The organism is Sediminibacterium ginsengisoli, from assembly GCF_900167075.1.
Classification (GTDB): domain Bacteria; phylum Bacteroidota; class Bacteroidia; order Chitinophagales; family Chitinophagaceae; genus Sediminibacterium; species Sediminibacterium ginsengisoli.
In genome coordinates this window covers 159619-177028 of record NZ_FUWH01000007.1, presented here as the reverse complement: position 1 = coordinate 177028, position 17410 = coordinate 159619, and the positions used below count along the sequence as shown (strand labels likewise).

Below are 17410 nucleotides of genomic sequence, written 5' to 3'. Positions count from 1 at the left end.
AGGGATAATAATGCTGTTGACAAATCAACAATAGCAGACCTGATCTTTGAAGGATGCCGGTATTTACCGGAGTATTTCCTGGTAGGAAAAATAAAAAAATGCTGCCGCAGGGTTTTGTATATGTGGATGTTGGAACCAATATCGGCACAACCTTATGGCTGATGGCGGATAAGGCAAAGCAAATACACGCATTTGAACCGATGCCCCATCTTTATAATACTGTTATCAGTTCTGTTGAAACAAATAATGCAGGGAATATTAACATGAAGATGATGGCTGTCGGAAAAGAAAGTGGTAAATTAAGAATGTTTAAAAACAATAATTCTTCCATTGCGGCCGCCGAAAACGCCGATACAATTGAAATACCGGTCAGTACACTAGACTCGGAACTGAAAAATCAGGAACAAATCGACTATATCAAAATAGATGTTGAAGGTTATGAATACAAAGTGCTGCAAGGCGCATCCGGCATTATCGGAAAACATAAACCGGTGTTACTGATCGAAATTCACCCGCAGTTCATATTGAATTACCAGGATAACTGCGAAGACGTGATATCATGGCTGGAAAATCAGGGCTATTCCATTTCTTTTTATTCGTTTCTTGACGAACAGCGGAAGAGCAAGGCGCGCCGTTTCCTGAACCGCTTTTTCCCTTCAAAAGGACGGCAACTGAAAAATAAGGACGAATTTTTCTCGGATATTGAACTGACACCGCAATTGTTAAGCTACCATTTACTCTGCGAGCCCGTATATGCTTAAAATACATGCCATCATTCTCGCTCTAAACGAAGAGAATTTTATTACTGCGCAACTGGATACTATTTATCCCTTCTGCGACAGGATCTCCGTTATTACACAATACGACAGAGACTGGTATGGTACAGCCGTAAATACTGATGGTACCGTTGATATAATATTAAAATATCCGGATCCGGGAGGAAAGATCAATCTTGTTGTACGGCGTCTTCCTGATGAAGCAGCAGCGAGGAATATGGAAATGCTGGCCTTTAACAGGAAAAGTTTTAAGGGTATACAAACACACGGAAACCCGATAACGGCAGTTGAAGCATTTCACAACCCGCCTGATTATTTCTGGGTCATCGATGCCGATGAAATATATGACCAGACTACCATTCCATCGATTCTCTCTTTCCTTGAAAAGAAGAACCCGCGGGGAATGCGGGTAACAGGGTATAATTATGTGCGCACGTGGAATCGTAGGATACCGAGAACGACAATCGATTTTACGCATTTCGGGTTTGTTAAACCCGGAGTCCTTTTCGAACAACGCAGAGTTGTTTCCTGGAATGAGCACAGGTTAGCCAGGTTATTCAAAATGCTGCGGCTTCCGGATTGGTCTGCATTTTTCTTTGGCTTCATTAATTGCCCGGAACAGATTGGCGTGTTTCATCATGGATGCTGGCTGGGAGATAATGCCCGGATCAGAGATAAATTTCAGAAATCCAGCCACCGGGAATCGATTGGCTGGGAAGCTGATTCTGTAGATGATATACATTCCGAATATGTTCCAAATTCAAACCTGCCAATAAATATCCAAAAAGCAAAATGGCCGGATAATTTTACTGAACAAAATGGATGATCATAAAATAAAAGTACTGGCGATTGTTCCATCGGGGTTTTGCTTTGGCCTGCAGCACGCTACCATAGATCTTTTCTCAGCAGCCGCAGAACAGGTTGAACCGCATTTTATAATAACCCGCTGGACGAACGGAGAGTTTGAGAAACATGTTAAAAAAGCCGGGTTTGCCTATTCATTCAGCTGGCTGGGTATGTTCAGCCGTAACCTGAACTGGCAATACCTGAAAATGAGTTTTTCAGCTTTGATTAAGTTGCCGCGTCTGTATTCCGATGTACTGAATGCTTTTCGCAGGGAAAAACCGGATATTGTTTTTTTTGCAAACCATCATGAATTAATACTACTGCTTCCTGTATTGCTTTTCAGTAAACGGAAAGTAGTTTGTCATATGCACGATCCGTCTCCTGCCATTCCTTTCCAGGTGAGATTGTTTTCTTTGTATGCCAGGCCGGTTAACAGGTTTATCGCCATTTCACAAAGCGTCAGCGACCGTCTTCAGAAATTAGGCTGTAAAGCGAATCGGATATCTCTTCTCCATAATGGCATATCACTCCCGGAAAGGCAAGAACATAAATCCCGGAAAGCATATTCGGAAAAATGGCCCGGTAACAGTTTTATATTAGGGATCACCGGCCAGATGTCTGCAACGAAAGGACATGAAGATCTTCTCATAGCATTTGAAAAAGCAATTGGTAAAGTCTCCAGCCTGAGGCTCGTGATAGGAGGAAAGCAACTGGAACCCTTTTATAGTCATTTAAAGGAATTAATCAATAGAAAGGGGTTAAATGAATACATTGTATTCTCTGGCTGGAGTGAAAATGTGAATGATTTTTACACATCCATAGATGTGCTTGTTCTGGCATCCAGGCACGATGAAGGCTATGGGCTGGTAGTTGCGGAAGCAATGTCCTGCGAAAAACCTGTTATCATAACAGCGTCTGGCGGAGCAACCGAAATTGTTGAAAACGGCGTGAACGGGATCATTGTGCCTAAAGAAGATGTTGAAAAAATGACGGATGCAATAGTTTTTTATGCTACAAATCCTGCTTTATATAAAGAACATGCTTTAAAAGCAAGGAAACATATTGAAGATAATTTTAATATATGTAAAGTGGCAGATAATTTTATTCATATTCTGAAGGCTGTTAAATAAAAGCGGGTTTAAATAATGTTCGGAAAGATTAAAATACCAATTCTATTATGGTTAGCCGCAGGTGGCTATTCACTATATGCTTTAATCGCTGGCGAAGACGTGCTGTTGATCTCCCTGATCTGTTTTTACCCGTTACTGATCTATAAATTTTTCTGGATTCCGCAGCAGTCGAATGTATTGTTCTGGGGGCAATTGGTACAATGGCTTTCTGTTTCTATACAAATCTTATATTGTTCTGCCACCGGAACAACCCTTGCTGAATTGATGCGCAATACGATTTTCCCGGTTAGCCAGTTCCCGTTCACTATAACACTTTCTATTATTTCATTGTATTCTTTTTCGGCGGGGCTTTTTCTGGCCGTGCGGAAATTGAAACATCCCGATCTTAACACTATAGCGGTGCAGTATTCAGCTAAGAAATCTTTGTTTATCTATGTTGCAATATCTGTAGTGATTTATTTAACCCAGATCGTAATCTGGGCATTCCCGTCTGTTGTTCAGTTGATCTATTTCTTCTTTTATATCAAATGGGGCTTTTTCTTCCTGACATTCTACCTGGTACATAAAACTGCAAAAGAACTGCGGTTAATATTGTACCTGATTATCTGTACTGAATTCGTATTGGGATTATCTTCTTTTTTCGCCAGCAGCTTTCTGTATATCATGTTCTTCACATTTATTTCCATAGCTGTTTTACAGCGCAAAATGATCAATTTCCGGTCGGCCTTCCTGCTGCTCCTGGGTGCAGGCTTAATTGCGCATGTCAGTATTCTGTGGACTTCTGTCAAAAAAAATTACCGGAACTATGTTACGCAGGGAGTGGTTAGTCAGTCAGTAACAGTAAGCAAAAAAGATGCGATTGTAAACCTGATCCGAAGCGCGAATGACGTACGCGATTCTGAGTATAAAGATGCTATAGTAACACTGGTGAACCGGATCGGTTATGTACAGTACTTTGCAGCTGCTACGGCCTATGTTCCGGCGGTAAAACCATACGAATATGGTAAAATATACTGGTCTGCCATTTCCCATTACCTGGTTCCGCGCTTTCTTGATCCTGATAAAGAAACGCTGGACGACAGTAAACACACTAACTATTATACGGGGCTAAACCTGAGCGGTGCCGATCAGGCTACATCTTTCAGTCTGGGCACGGCAGCTGATGCCTATATAGATTTCGGCCCTGTATTTATGTATATCCCTCTTTTTCTGTTCGGTTTTTTTTGCGGAACCGCGTATAAATTCCTTTTCCGGCGAAGTATTAACCAGCTATGGGCAACAATATTTACCATGCCGTTTTTTCTCCTGGTAAATATTTATGGAGCCGATACAAAAAAAGCATTTGGCTTTATACTTATTTATTTTGTTGTAATCCTGCTAACTCAAAAAAAGATCCAGAATATAGTAGATCCGTTATTAAAGCAATGATCCCTGTAGTTTTTTTAAATTCGCATCCTATCCAGTATTTTGTTCCGCTATATCAGAAGATCACAGCTGAAAACAGCTCCGATCTTGAAATAATTTATTGCTCGGGTGCGAACCCGGATGGAAAGCTGGATAAAGAGTTCGGTAAGAAAATACAATGGGATATCCCGATGCTTACAGGTTACCGGTCGCGGTTTCTTAAAAATCATTCCTTTAAACCTTCTTCCGACAATGGATTTTTCGGATTAATCAATTTCGGTATCCTGAAATATTTATTCAAAAAGGAAAAATCGGTATTTATAATACATGGCTGGGGGTATGCGACTAATATCATGGCTATTCTCTTTGCAAAAACAGCCGGTCATGTTGTATGTCTGCGTGCCGAAACACCTTATGTTCATGAATTAAAGAAAAACAGGGTTGTCACATTTTTCAAACACCTGTGGCTGAGAATGCTGTTCAGCAGGGTAGACCGGTTCCTGTATATCGGAAATGAAAACAAAAGATTTTATACTGCATTGGGTGTTTCCGAAAAACAACTTGTTTTCGCTCCCTATTGTATAGATAACAAACGTTTTGCAGAGGTTGCCGATGCTGTCTCAAAAGAAGAAGCACGCGCACTGGTTAAATTACCCGGTTCGGAAAAAATCATTTTGTATTCCGGTAAATATATCAGCAAAAAAAGACCCTTAGACCTGTTGCAGGCGATGCTCCTGCTAAAAGGTATGAATATACATTTGGTCATGGTTGGTGAAGGTGATAAACGAGCGGAGATGGAAACATTTATCAATGACAATGAACTTGCGAATGATATTACACTCACAGGTTTTGTAAACCAATCGCAGATTCCATATTATTATGCGGCTGCGGATATTTTCGTAATGACATCAGGCTTAGGCGAAACTTGGGGGTTGTCTGTAAATGAAGCGATGAATTTCGGTCTGCCGGTTATCCTTTCCGATATGACCGGCTCCGCATTCGATCTTGTAAGAACGGGCTATAAAAACGGAGAAATATATAAAACGGGTGATATCGTAGCATTGGCAAACGGAATTCGTAAATACCTGAGCAGAAGTACGGAAGAGGTAGAAGCGCAAAGAAATGCAACCAGGCAATTGATCAGGGATGAGTACTCCTACGAAAAAGTAATACAGGCAATCGAAAAAATTAAAGAGCAAGCTGGTAAATGAATAAATTGCTGGTGTTTGCCGAATATTATTACCCGGGATATAAAGCGGGCGGCCCGATTCAATCACTGTTAAATATTACGGAGTGTATACGTGAAGATTTTACCATATCGGTATATACCAGTTCATACGATCTTACAGCAGCCGCTCCTTATGATCAGGTAACCCCAAATGAATGGAATAATATTGTTGTACGTGGAAACGAATACAGCATATTTTATAAAGCAGGCCGTGGGTTACAGATCCGCAGCCTTATACGCGCCGTCAGGAAAACAGATGTGATATATCTCAATGGCATTTTTTCCAGCTCCTTCTTTTTATTGCCGGTATTGGTCAACTTTTTTCTGAAAAAGAAAATGATCATTAGCCCCAGAGGAATGCTCCAGGCCGGAGCTTTAAATGTCAAAAGCAAAAAGAAACGTATTTATCTTTTCCTGCTTAAGAAAAGCGGCTTGCTTAACAACGCAAAATGGCATGCTACCGATCCTGTGGAAAAGGAAGATATTGCATCAGTTTTTGCTAAAAATAACGGTATTGTAGTATTGCCGAATCTCCCCCGCAAACCCCTTCCTGTTATTGCAACGCCGCAAAAAGAGGCAGGGAAACTGAACCTTGTTTACCTCTCGCTGATCACAGCCAAGAAAAATCTTGATCTGCTCCTGGCTGCTGTTGCAGAAATGGATAATGTTTATCTGAATGTATACGGGCCGGTTAAGGATGTCAAATACTGGGAGAAAAAATGCCTGCCGATTATAAGCCGTCATCCAGACAAAATCACCTACAAGGGCGACCTTCAGCCCGAAATGGTGCAGCAAACAATAGCTGCTTACGATGCATTAGCACTTTTATCTTCAGGGGAAAACTTTGGTCATGCATTATACGAATGCCTGAGTGTTGGCCGGCCGGTCATAACAAGTCCTTTTACTCCATGGACGGATCTGGAAATAAAAAAGGCAGGGTTTAACACGGAGATAAACAATGTGTCGACGGTCATTGCAACATTAGAACGAATGCGGCTGATGGACCAGACTACATATAAGCTGTTTTGTATACAGGCCCACCATGAAGCCTGTGAATATTATTTTGGAACAGATTTCAAAGCAGGATATAAAAAATTATTCACTTCATAACCAGCAGTGATTTAAAAATTAACAGATGATCATTCTTGGCCTCAATGCCTACCACGCAGATTCATCCGCAGCTATTTTTGTAAACGGCACCATGATAGCCGCAACCGAAGAAGAGCGTTCCCGTCGCATCAAACACTGGGCTGGCTTTCCTTCAGAAGCCATTGCATTCTGTTTGCAGGAAGCGGGTATCACCCTTGACCAGGTAGACCATATTGCCATCGGCCGCGACCCGGGCGCCAAATTCTGGAATAAACTGCGTTTCGTTTCACAATCACCGGTAGCGAGTCTCGGATTTATAAAAGACAGGTTCTTCAACCGGAAAAAAATAACCAGTCTCGAAGAAGAATTCGAACACCACTTTGCAATTGATAAAGCACTCATCAAACCGAAGATCCACGCGGTTGAACACCACCGAAGTCACCTTGCATCCGCATTTTTTGCATCGCCCTTTAAAGAAGCTGCTTTACTGAGTATAGATGGTTCCGGTGATTTTACTACCACCATGACCGGAACGGGCAGCGACAACAGGATCGAAGTATCAGACTCTATTGATTTCCCGCATTCTTTAGGGGTTTTCTATACAGCATTTACACAACTCCTCGGTTTTCCGCATTACGGGGATGAATATAAGATCATGGGACTGGCACCGTACGGCAACCCAAGGTATGCGAAGAAGCTGGAGCAGGTAATACATTGTACCGATGATGGGCTTTTTCAACTTGATCTTTCTTTCTTCAGATCGCCGCATAAAGGATTCGTTACCTATGGCGATGCACATATTCCACAGATCCCTTCATTGTATGGCCAGAAAATGGAAGAACTGCTGGGCAAGGCGAGAGCCAAAGACCAGCCACTGGATCAACACCATAAAGACATTGCGGCATCAGTACAGAAAGTAACGGAACAGGTTATTTTTCATCTGCTGAACCATCTCCATAAAAAAACAGGGCTTAACGAAGTATGTATTGCCGGAGGTGTAGCGCAGAACAGCGTTGCAAACGGCAAGATCAGCCGTAATACGCCTTTCAGACAGGTATATATTCCGTCGGCAGGTCATGATGCAGGTATTTCCATGGGATCCGCACTGTATGTACAGCACCAGCTGCTGAACATGGAAAGACAACCGGCTATTTACAGCGCCTATACCGGCAAACGTGCAAGCCCGGAGGAGATAGAAACACTGCTCGGCAGCCGCAACATCAGTTATAAAAAACTCGGCGATGCCGAACTTCCGCAATATGTTGCTGAAAAGATCGCAAACGGCGCAGTGGTGGGCTGGTTTACGGGCAGGGCAGAGTTTGGTCCAAGGGCACTGGGCGGAAGATCCATCATAGCAGATCCGCGGCGTGAGGATGCCAAAGATCTCCTGAATGCCAAGGTTAAAAGAAGAGAGAGTTTCAGACCATTTGCACCCTCGGTGCTCGAAGAATATGCGGCATCCTTTTTCGATCTGAATGATAAAGTGCCCTTCATGGAAAAAGTATTCCCGGTGCAGGAAAATAAACGCGCGCTGATCCCGGCCGTAACACATGTGGATGGAACCGGGCGGCTGCAAACCGTGAGCAAAGATGTTTCACCGCGTTATCACGCGCTCATCAGTGCATTTCATGCTATTACGGGTGTTCCGATACTGCTGAATACATCTTTTAACGAGAATGAACCGATTGTAAATAGTCCGGCAGAAGCGCTGGAGTGTTTTCTGCGTACACAAATGGATATGCTTGTGCTGGAAAATTATATCGTAGAACGCTGATGGGTTTGAAAATCACAATTATTACGGCAACCTGGAACAGTGCCGCTACGCTGGAAGACACACTGCGTTCGGTAAAAGAACAGAGCTACGCCGATATTGAGCATATCATCATAGACGGAGCTTCAACAGACGATACACTGAAGATCGCTGACCGTTTTCCGCACATCGCGAAGATCTGTTCGGAAAAAGACAACGGCATCTATGATGCCATGAATAAAGGCATTGCACTTGCTACCGGCGATATTATCGGGATCCTGAATTCAGACGATGTGCTGGCAGACAACAGGGTAATTGAGCGTATTGCTGCCCGTTTCGAAGACGCTGGCATTGATGCTGTTTACGGCGACCTTGTTTTTGTTGACCGCAATGATCTCAGCCGGATCAAAAGGGTATGGAAGGCCGGATCATACAGGTATGGCCAGCTTTACAGGGGCTGGATGCCTCCGCATCCTACTGTGTACGTAAGACGCGGCTGCTATGAACGCTTCGGGCTTTTTAATATTGATTATAAAGTGGCTGCAGACTACGATATGCTGATCCGCTTATTGCTGATCAACCGCATCGCACTTGCATATATTCCCGCAGTATTGATCAGGATGCGTACCGGCGGTGTGAGCACGGGTAGCTTCAGCAGAAGATTTTCAATCAATAAAGAAGACCGGCTTGTCTGGGAAAATAATAAGATAAGTCCCAGATGGTATACATTGTATTGCAAACCGTTGTATAAAGTAAAACAATTCCTGTTCCCGGCACTGCAATGGCGCTGGCTGTCTTATCGCAGGCGGAACCGCGGCTGATAGCGGAACAATATTACCTTTATAAGATGTTCGGATTATTCAGAAATAAAAAAACGGAGCCCACAGATCTGTCTTTTTTGAGCACAGATATGCACAGCCACCTGCTGCCGGCACTGGACGATGGTGCTGAAGACATTGAACAATCGGTACAGCTGATCACAGAAATGCGTGCGCTGGGTTATCGAAAACTCATCTGCACACCACATGTTATGGCAGATATGTACCGTAATACTCCCGCGTCTATTTCAGAAGCACATGCAAAACTTGAAAAACGCCTGGCCGATAACGGGCCTGCTGATATAGAGATCGCGTATGCGGCAGAATATATGCTCGACGAAGGTTTTACCCTGAACAGGAATAATCACTCATTGCTGAAATTAACCGGTAATTACCTGCTGATTGAAATGTCTTATCTCGCAGAGTCACCTTTTTTGCATAACGAAATATTCGAGCTCAGCCTGAGTGGGTACCAGCCTGTTCTGGCACATCCTGAGCGCTATAATTTTTATCATAATGATTACGCAGTTTATCGTAAGCTCTGCGATGCCGGCTGCCTGCTGCAGGTCAATCTCCTGTCCTTTACCGGATATTATGGCCCGGCCGTTAAAAATATTGCTACGCGGTTACTGAAAGACAAGTTGATCACGCTCGCCGGAAGCGATGTGCATCACATGAAACATATCGCTGCGCTTAAAACTCTTTCCCGTACTTCTGTATGGACGGAGCTTAAAAACTATCCCTTCCTGAACCATTCCTGGTTATAAATTTCCCCTCCGACGTTTTTATATTATACTATAGTTGAATGTGTAGGTAAAATCCTACAAATTAGAAATAATTAAGGTGCGGATTGTAGTAATAATCTTACATTAGCGGTACTAAACTATCTGCTTTCACCCCCGGGATTGTCTGTAAAAACAAGAAAACGCTTATGCTATCTGTTTTATCGATACTGTTTTTCACATTCCTGGTAACATACTTCCTGATACCGGTATTAATAGATGTATCAAAGATCAAGCATCTCTTCGACGATAATCTCGAAACAAGAAAAATACATATACAGCGAACGCCGAATTTAGGTGGCATTGCTATTTATACGGCTTTACTCCTTGGATCCGGTATATTGATCAAAGCCTCACTGGTTCCCTGGTTCAACTATTTTATAGCCGGCTCTTTTATTATCGCCCTGATCGGTGTAAAAGACGATCTGGTAGGCCTGGATCCGATGAAAAAGATCGTAGCACAGATAGCTGCGGCTTTCATAATGGCTTATATGGCAGACATACGTATTACCAGTTTTTACGGGTTAGCCGGGATATACGAACTGCCATTATGGTTAAGCGTTGCGTTTACCATGCTTGTTTCTATCTTTTTATATAATGCCATGAACCTGCTCGATGGTATAGATTGCCTTGCAACAGGGATAGGTGTTATTGCATGCTTTACCTATGCAGTTTGCTTTTATATGATGGGCAATAAAGGTGAATGCCTGCTTGCGCTCGCACTCGGCGGTGCATTGATCGCTTTTCTTTTTTATAATTATTCGCCTGCAAAGATCTTTATGGGCGATTCAGGTTCACTTACCATTGGCTTTATCCTTGCCATCCTGAGTGTGCGTTTTATTGAATTAAATAAAAATGGCGCTGTTCCCGCAGTTCGTTTTCATTCGGCACCGGCTATTGCCATCGGTATCCTGATCATACCGGTATATGATACATTACGTGTATTTTTTCTGCGTCTCTGGTTAAAAAGATCCCCGTTCAAAGCAGATAATAATCATCTGCACCATCGACTTGTTTATCTCAAATTCTCGCATATACAATCTTCACTTATACTGATATTGATCAATCTTGTGAGTATAGCAATGGTTTTCCTGTTGCAGAAAGCAGGAAATATGCCTTTGATCTGTGGCCTGCTGTTATTGGCATTATGCACCAATATTATTTTGTGGACCATGAAATCGAAGCGCAAGGCGGCAGGCAGGTTCCATCTTCAGAAAGCAGCATAATCACCTTGTCATGTGAATGATAGCCATTTCATGAACTAGCAATATTTACGAAATCTGTAATTTTTTACATAAAAGCGCCCGTTTTCTAAAAAAAACGGGCGCTTTTATGTATTTCCTATTGTAAAAAGCTATTCTTACCTGTACTTTTAGGCTGACGATCCAATATCCGACAGTTTATTCATAGCAGAATCCAATTTTAATGAAAACTGTGCATCAGTCAAGACAGTGCCGTAAATGTAAAAAAGGCACACTGGATACTCGTGTCGAAAGGGCAATGGTAATTAAAAAATTGTTCTTTTGGCTACCGATAAAAAGATACCGTTGTAGTCATTGCTACAGGCGCACCTACCTGTTCACTACTTCCGATGTTTTAGAGCCGGATTATGATGCGTTTCCTACCGTGGATAATATCTTCCACGGGCAACCGCAGCCATCTCAAAAGCATAAGCAACCTTCCACACCCAAATACAATGCTTTGGATACCCGTTCGCCCCGGATTTATGCCAACGGGAATTCAGGTGACGTGAAGATCAGGTACAAGGAAAAGCCGGTGGACAGGTATACATCCACATATACACGGATATAAACGATTGATTCATCAACTGTTCTTTTGCTCAGTCGCTTTTGCTTCTTCTTTTACGGCCTGGACTTCCGCTTCTTTTGCCTGGACAGTTTTCTTGCCTGTTTCCACTTCTTCCTGCCTTACCGTTACTGCATAAGGTGCCGGATGAATGGCTCTGCCGAATTGAACGGCATAGGCTTTTGTGAACTCAGCACCGAAATACAGAATAATGGAAGAATAATAAACCCAAAGCAGTAATACTACCAGTGATCCCGCAGTTCCGTAAGTACTGCCTACATTGCTTTTGCTGATGTAAAACGAGATGCCGAATTTGCCGATCATAAACAGGATGGCAGTAGTGACGGCACCGGTCATTACATCTTTCCACCGTATGTCTGCATCGGGTAATACCTTAAAGATCACGGCAAAAATGAGGGTGGTAGCTGCCAGTGTGATCACCAGGTTCAGGATATAAAACACAACTACCGTTACATCCGGGTATGCGTTTCTTAAACTGTTGCTGAAACCTTCTATTACTGTGCTGATGGATAAAGAAACCAGCAGCAGAAAACCAAGACTTACGATCACCGAAAAGGAGAGGAACCTGTTCTGTATCATTTTCAGCCAGCCTTTTTTTGGCTTGGGCTTTAAACCCCAGATCCCGTTGATAGAGTCCTGGATCTCGCCGAATACTGTTGTAGCACCGATGAGCAGCGTTGCGCCGCCTATAATGGCCGCTGTTTTGCCTTTCCCGCTTACGGATGCATTCCTGATGATCTGCTGAAGCTGCGCGGCTGTATCGCTTCCCACAAACTCTGCAAGCTGCGCATAGATCCTTCCTTCAACCGCTTCCCTGCCGAGAAATAAAGCACAAAGCGAAATGATCACGATCAGCAACGGGCCCATGGAGAATACCGTGTAGTAAGCCAGCGAGCCGCTGAGTTTGGTTACTTTGTCATCGGAAAAACCATCGATCGCATTCTTAAGTACTTCCCAGATATTTTTAAATGTATGTTTCTTTTTCATACGCCTAATTTTTTCAGACAGGATCTGATGTCGGTTGCTTTTCCAAAAACACCCTCAAACAGGTCGCCTTTTTTTTCAATGCGTTTGAATATATTCTGAATCGTGAACATGGAAGGATGGAGACCCGTTTTTACTTCTTTCCAATCGAGCGGAGTTGATACTGTTGCACCCTCTTTGGGCCTCAGACTATATGCTGAAGCAAGTGTCTGTCCCGTGCGGTTCTGCAGGTAATCCACATAGATTTTTTTACCGCGTTTGGATAAAGATCTTTCAAGACTCGTAAACCGCGGTACCTGCTCATGTACCAGTGATGCAATGATGTGGGCAAAATCCTTTACCGTATCATAATCATATTTATTACCCATCGGAACATATACATGCAGGCCGGTAGCGCCTGATGTTTTACAATAGGATAGGGCACCGGCTTTATCCAGTACTTCCTTTGTAGCACGCGCCACTTCTATCACCTGGTCGAACGAGTTTCCGGAAGACGGATCTATATCTATCACCAGGTAGCTGGGCGATCCTGGTTTTTTGACAGTGGAGTTCCAGGGATTCATTTCAATACAACCAAGATTGGCGAGGTATAACAGGGTGGCTTTATCGTTGCAAAGGATATAATGAATGATTTTATCCGAAGATTCGGAATAGATATCCGTTGTCTTTACCCAATCAGGCGCATTTTCACCTGCATCTTTATGAAAGAACCCTTCATCCTTAATGCCGTTTGGGTTTCTTTTCAGCGACATAGGCCTGTTTTCCAGGTATGGAAGGATATAAGGCGACATTTCATCATAAAATGTGATGAGATCGCCCTTGGTATAACCTTCATCGGGCCAGAACACTTTGTCCAGATTAGTGAGCGTTACCTGTTTTCTGTTCACCGTAATTGTCTTTTCCTTTTCGGCTGCGGCCTCAGGAGCTACAGCTTTTTTTATGCGCTTCGGGGCGGCTTTTACAGTTGTTTCTTTCATGGTAATTTCTTTTGCGTTTCTATCCGGTCTTAAACGGATAAAAACAGGATGACGCATGATATTGGATGATGTCAGTTCCGTAAAATTCAACTCTGCCACGAGCTTTGGTTTTACCCAGGTAACCGGTGAATTTACTTTTACAGGCTTACCGAAGGGGGATTGTGTTGTAATGAGCGGCTTCATCAAAGCGGCAAGATCCTTCAGTGATTGGGTATTGAAACCGGTGCCTGTATGACCGATGTATTCAAGCTTGCCGTTATTGTATTTACCAAGTATCAGTGCACCGAAATGCTGTCTGCTGCCACGTGGACTGGTATAGCCGGCTATAACCGCTTCATGCGTTTGCAGATGTTTAATCTTCAGCCATTCTTTTGTTCTGATGCCCGGATGATAAAAACTGTCTTTTCTTTTGGCAATGATACCTTCCATTCCTGCGGCTGATGCTTTTTTGAAAAATGCCATGCCGTTTTTTTCAATATGATCGCAGTAGCGGATGATGCCGTTGTTTCCGAGTATTTTTCTGAGTAGTTTTTTGCGCTCGGTCAGCGGTATTTCTTCGAGGCTTTCGCCTTCGTAAGAAAGCAGGTCGAACACATAATAGACGAGGGGAAGGCTGGTCTGATTGATATCGTAATGCTGCAGTTCCTGGAAATTGGGTTTGCCGTTTTCATCAATCAATACAATCTCACCATCCATCACCAGCCTGTGTTTTATTTTTTCAAGCGCAGTTACCAGTGGCGAATATTTCTCCAGGAAGGAAAGCCCGTTGCGCGAATACAACCTGATCTCATGATCTTCAAGTTCTGCAATGGCACGGTAACCGTCCATCTTCAGCTCAAAGATCCAGTCTTCATGGTCAAATGCTTCTTCAACAGAGCTGGCAAGCATCGGTTTGATATAATGACTGACCTTCTTATCGCCGATGATTACAGAAGCTGGTTCAGCGTGTGCGGGCTTTTTTTTTACTGCGCTGGTTTTCGGCTTTTTTGACGGTGCTTCCTTTTTATCTTCTTTCTTTTTGTTCTTACTGAAATCCTCGCTGTTATAGGTTTTATCGGTTGCATACCGGTCGCGGTGTTTGATCAGCAGCCAGCTGTTTCCCTTGCCTTCATCTTTTTTGATCTTCACCAGTGCAAAGCCTCCTTTCAGTTTTTTTCCTTTCAGTTCAAATTTAATGCTCCCTTTTTTCAATGCACTTTTTGCTTTAGCCGAGGTGATGGGTTCGCCGGCTTCATCTACCGGAATGTAAGCGCCATGGTCCCATACTTCAACGGTACCTGCGCCATAATTTCCTTCGGGGATGGTTCCTTCGAAACCGATATAATCAACAGGATGATCCTCAACCTGCATAGCAAGGCGTTTGTCGGCCGGGTTCAACGACGGGCCTTTCGGTACCGCCCAGCTTTTAAGTACGCCATCCAGTTCCAGCCTGAAATCATAATGTATATGCGAGGCATGATGGCGCTGTACTACAAAACGCAGCTGATCTGCTGCCGATACTTTACCGGCAGGCTCGGAAGTTTTATGGAAATTCCTTTTCTTGTTATAAGTAGTAAGTGTCATCAGGATGCTTTTTTGCGTGAACCTCCGAGGCTTGCCTTCAGCTGTGCCATCAGGTCGGTAGCTTTGGAATGAACCACTTTCAGGGTAGGAGCGGCGGTTTGTTTGCCTTTCGATTTAGCGCGGATGATCTTCATCAGTTTTTCGGTATAAGTGTCTTTGTATTTCGAAATATCAAAACTTCCGCTCAGCTGTTTGATCAGTTCCATGGCCATTTTTATTTCTGCGGGTTTACTGGTTGTGGCCGGTATTTTGAGTTCCGGCTGCCTGATCTCCTGTGCAAAACGGATCCTGTTGATCACCATTACATCATCCTCTGCTTTAATGATACAGAGGCTTTCCTTGGTTCTCAATACAAAACTTCCCAAACCGGCTTTCCCTGATTTCTTCAGTGCATCTCTCAGCAATGTATAGGCTTTGGCTCCGTTCTTTTCCGGTTCTGCGTAATAGGGCATTTCATAATACATGCTGTTGATCTCGCTGATGTCTATGAACTCGGCTATTTCTATGATCTTTGTTTTTTCCGGTGCGGCACCTTCAAAATCCTTGTCATCCAATATAACATATTTATCATCCATCAGGTATCCCCGCACAATATTTTCCCAGGCCACTTCCTTGCCGGTTTTTTCATTCACACGCTTGAATTTGATGTTGGCGTGGTCTTTTTTATCGAGCATATCCAGGTCGAGCTCACTGTTCTCCACAGCGCTGTACAGTTTAATGGGAATATTCACCAGCCCGAACCCGATGCTGCCTGTCCAGATTGCTTTCATAAAGACAAGATTTACATACGGAAACGAAAAAATACATGCCATACATCCGTAAAGGCCGAAAACAGGCTGGAAACCTCTCTCAGGCTGCCCGAAGCGCTGTTGCGTATTTTTTTCTACAGCCCACGCTTTGTCAGGCAATCTATTTAAGGCCCTGTTTTTTTATCTTGCAGTATAAACAGTGATTATGAGCCAGGCATTTGTAAGAGAGCAGGACGAGGAATGGCTGCAGGACGTAAAACCAGATCCGGCAGCATTGCTGCGTTTCCTGAAACGTGAGAATGGCGGCAGACCCGTACACGAACTGCGGGTAGAGGAAGATAAGTCCGGCCGGAAGCAATATGTGATGAGCAACGGGCTTACATATATGCTGGATATGGACAACCGCTGGCAGGTGGTGCTGTAAGATGCTGGAAACCAGGCCTATGGCTTCCGGTTTTCTTTTCTCAATATAATTCCACAATTTTTTTGCAGGTAAATCTTATTCCCCTACTTTTGCGTCCCTGATGTGAAAGCAGCGATGCTTGAACATGGCCCGGGAAGTAGCGCAGGCCGGTAGCGCACCTGGTTTGGGACCAGGGGGTCGCAGGTTCGAATCCTGTCTTCCCGACTGAAAACCTCAACAGAAATGTTGAGGTTTTTTATTGGGATAAATCTTGTAAATACTGGAAATTTTAGCTTTTCACAGCACTTCTTATCGATTTTCCTAAGTATCCATTTAAAATGCTTAAAGCCGCCAAATTTGACCATTCACTTCAAAATTGGGAAAGGATAACCAGACCAACATTGCACAAGCCAAGAAAACAGCCGTACTGATTGAACAGGATATGGCAAATGAGAAGTTTGACCAGACACTTGTCCGACATAAAGGGGAAACTGAAATCCCGGTACAGGAGAGGGTAATCGTAAAGTATTTCGAGGAATGGGTAACAATTTACAAGCAAAATGAGTTGTGGTACCAATATCAACTACTACCATCCTGGAACACACTGATGAAATGGGACAAATCCGATTGCAGCGATTGATGGGAATGATAAAAACTGGATAAGCGTCCAGCCTGCCATTTACTTTGCCTTATTCCCCCTGATCACCACTTCACGGTGACCCTTACCCCAACGGATCATTTCAGCTATCACTTTTCCAAAGGACCGGCAGTGCTCGGTGGGCGCATATTCGACCAATACCGGTGTTTCATCGTACACGGTTCTTTTGAGCAGTTTGCTCTGCTCCATTTCCTTTAACTCTTTTGATAACATCCGGGTCGTGATGCCCGGAATACTACGTTCGATCTCGCGGAAGCGGCGGTTCCCGTTACAGATCGAATTGATGATAGGGATCCGCCATTTACCGCCGATAAAGTACAAGGTGTCCTGTAATGCTTTAAGTTCCTGCTGCTGGTTTCTGGCCATGATTCAACGATTGATTACTGGTATACTACATGATACTGGTTACAAATGTATACCAGTTAA

Annotated in this window: 15 protein-coding genes and 1 tRNA gene; 12 read left to right on the top strand and 4 right to left on the bottom strand. The window is 43.5% G+C overall.

What is annotated here, in order from left to right:
• Window positions 1-98: 98 nt before the first annotated feature.
• The 10 genes from B5D42_RS12830 (at window position 99) to B5D42_RS12790 (ending at window position 11049) form a co-directional block, all read left to right on the top strand.
• A complete protein-coding gene (locus B5D42_RS12830) occupies window positions 99-761 on the top strand; it encodes an FkbM family methyltransferase (protein WP_176113007.1) in 663 nt (220 codons plus the stop codon).
• On the top strand, window positions 754-1602 hold the full coding sequence (locus tag B5D42_RS12825; protein WP_078831914.1) for a glycosyltransferase family protein: 849 nt from the start codon (window positions 754-756) through the stop codon (window positions 1600-1602). Before B5D42_RS12830 ends, B5D42_RS12825 begins: the two co-directional genes overlap by 8 nt.
• Window positions 1595-2752: a glycosyltransferase family 4 protein gene (locus B5D42_RS12820; RefSeq protein ID WP_078831913.1), complete on the top strand. Its 1158-nt coding sequence runs from the start codon at window positions 1595-1597 to the stop codon at window positions 2750-2752. The genes B5D42_RS12825 and B5D42_RS12820 overlap by 8 nt, the downstream gene beginning before the upstream one ends.
• A gap of 99 nt (window positions 2753-2851) precedes the next feature.
• Window positions 2852-4180, top strand: a complete 1329-nt coding sequence (locus tag B5D42_RS17915) for a hypothetical protein (RefSeq protein ID WP_176113006.1) — start codon at window positions 2852-2854, stop codon at window positions 4178-4180.
• Window positions 4177-5367, top strand: coding sequence for a glycosyltransferase family 4 protein (locus tag B5D42_RS12815; RefSeq protein WP_176113005.1), 1191 nt, complete (start codon window positions 4177-4179; stop codon window positions 5365-5367). The genes B5D42_RS17915 and B5D42_RS12815 overlap by 4 nt, the downstream gene beginning before the upstream one ends.
• Window positions 5364-6494 (top strand): glycosyltransferase, encoded by a 1131-nt coding sequence (locus B5D42_RS12810; RefSeq protein ID WP_078831911.1) that lies wholly within the window; start codon window positions 5364-5366, stop codon window positions 6492-6494. The genes B5D42_RS12815 and B5D42_RS12810 overlap by 4 nt, the downstream gene beginning before the upstream one ends.
• A gap of 25 nt (window positions 6495-6519) precedes the next feature.
• Window positions 6520-8247 carry a carbamoyltransferase family protein gene (locus B5D42_RS12805; RefSeq protein WP_078831910.1) on the top strand — a complete coding sequence of 576 codons (1728 nt, stop codon included), beginning with the start codon at window positions 6520-6522 and terminating at the stop codon, window positions 8245-8247.
• A gap of 5 nt (window positions 8248-8252) precedes the next feature.
• A complete protein-coding gene (locus B5D42_RS12800) occupies window positions 8253-9044 on the top strand; it encodes a glycosyltransferase family 2 protein (RefSeq protein WP_217698821.1) in 792 nt (263 codons plus the stop codon).
• Window positions 9045-9070: 26 nt separating this feature from the next.
• On the top strand, window positions 9071-9808 hold the full coding sequence (locus B5D42_RS12795) for a tyrosine-protein phosphatase (RefSeq protein WP_139367148.1): 738 nt from the start codon (window positions 9071-9073) through the stop codon (window positions 9806-9808).
• Window positions 9809-9972: 164 nt separating this feature from the next.
• Window positions 9973-11049, top strand: a complete 1077-nt coding sequence (locus B5D42_RS12790) for an MraY family glycosyltransferase (protein WP_078831907.1) — start codon at window positions 9973-9975, stop codon at window positions 11047-11049.
• A gap of 598 nt (window positions 11050-11647) precedes the next feature.
• On the opposite strand, the gene B5D42_RS12785 is transcribed toward B5D42_RS12790, so the two are convergent.
• From B5D42_RS12785 to ku, 3 genes are read right to left on the bottom strand one after another with little or no spacing between them, the layout of a single operon-like run.
• A complete protein-coding gene (locus B5D42_RS12785; protein ID WP_078831905.1) occupies window positions 11648-12637 on the bottom strand; it encodes a YihY/virulence factor BrkB family protein in 990 nt (329 codons plus the stop codon).
• Window positions 12634-15174: a DNA ligase D gene (gene ligD / locus B5D42_RS12780; RefSeq protein ID WP_078831904.1), complete on the bottom strand. Its 2541-nt coding sequence runs from the start codon at window positions 15172-15174 to the stop codon at window positions 12634-12636. Before ligD ends, B5D42_RS12785 begins: the two co-directional genes overlap by 4 nt.
• Window positions 15174-15944 carry a non-homologous end joining protein Ku gene (gene ku / locus B5D42_RS12775; protein WP_078831948.1) on the bottom strand — a complete coding sequence of 257 codons (771 nt, stop codon included), beginning with the start codon at window positions 15942-15944 and terminating at the stop codon, window positions 15174-15176. The genes ligD and ku overlap by 1 nt, the downstream gene beginning before the upstream one ends.
• A gap of 184 nt (window positions 15945-16128) precedes the next feature.
• Here ku and B5D42_RS12770 point away from each other — a divergent pair, with 184 nt between their 5' ends.
• Together B5D42_RS12770 and B5D42_RS12765 are read left to right on the top strand one after the other, a co-directional pair.
• Complete coding sequence (locus tag B5D42_RS12770) at window positions 16129-16347, top strand: hypothetical protein (RefSeq protein WP_078831903.1); 219 nt, start codon at window positions 16129-16131, stop codon at window positions 16345-16347.
• A gap of 130 nt (window positions 16348-16477) precedes the next feature.
• Window positions 16478-16551: transfer RNA gene (locus tag B5D42_RS12765), tRNA-Pro, on the top strand.
• Window positions 16552-17005: 454 nt separating this feature from the next.
• On the opposite strand, the gene B5D42_RS12760 is transcribed toward B5D42_RS12765, so the two are convergent.
• Window positions 17006-17350, bottom strand: coding sequence for a winged helix-turn-helix transcriptional regulator (locus B5D42_RS12760; RefSeq protein ID WP_078831901.1), 345 nt, complete (start codon window positions 17348-17350; stop codon window positions 17006-17008).
• Window positions 17351-17410 lie beyond the last annotated feature (60 nt).

Coding starts and splice junctions, on each gene's coding strand:
- B5D42_RS12830 (WP_176113007.1), top strand. CDS start 99: ATGCTGCCGCAGGGTTTTGTATATGTGGATGTTGGAACCAATATCGGC.
- B5D42_RS12825 (WP_078831914.1), top strand. CDS start 754: ATGCTTAAAATACATGCCATCATTCTCGCTCTAAACGAAGAGAATTTT.
- B5D42_RS12820 (WP_078831913.1), top strand. CDS start 1,595: ATGGATGATCATAAAATAAAAGTACTGGCGATTGTTCCATCGGGGTTT.
- B5D42_RS12815 (WP_176113005.1), top strand. CDS start 4,177: ATGATCCCTGTAGTTTTTTTAAATTCGCATCCTATCCAGTATTTTGTT.
- B5D42_RS12810 (WP_078831911.1), top strand. CDS start 5,364: ATGAATAAATTGCTGGTGTTTGCCGAATATTATTACCCGGGATATAAA.
- B5D42_RS12805 (WP_078831910.1), top strand. CDS start 6,520: ATGATCATTCTTGGCCTCAATGCCTACCACGCAGATTCATCCGCAGCT.
- B5D42_RS12795 (WP_139367148.1), top strand. CDS start 9,071: ATGTTCGGATTATTCAGAAATAAAAAAACGGAGCCCACAGATCTGTCT.
- B5D42_RS12790 (WP_078831907.1), top strand. CDS start 9,973: ATGCTATCTGTTTTATCGATACTGTTTTTCACATTCCTGGTAACATAC.
- B5D42_RS12785 (WP_078831905.1), bottom strand. CDS start 12,637: ATGAAAAAGAAACATACATTTAAAAATATCTGGGAAGTACTTAAGAAT.
- ligD (WP_078831904.1), bottom strand. CDS start 15,174: ATGACACTTACTACTTATAACAAGAAAAGGAATTTCCATAAAACTTCC.
- ku (WP_078831948.1), bottom strand. CDS start 15,944: ATGAAAGCAATCTGGACAGGCAGCATCGGGTTCGGGCTGGTGAATATT.
- B5D42_RS12770 (WP_078831903.1), top strand. CDS start 16,129: ATGAGCCAGGCATTTGTAAGAGAGCAGGACGAGGAATGGCTGCAGGAC.
- B5D42_RS12760 (WP_078831901.1), bottom strand. CDS start 17,350: ATGGCCAGAAACCAGCAGCAGGAACTTAAAGCATTACAGGACACCTTG.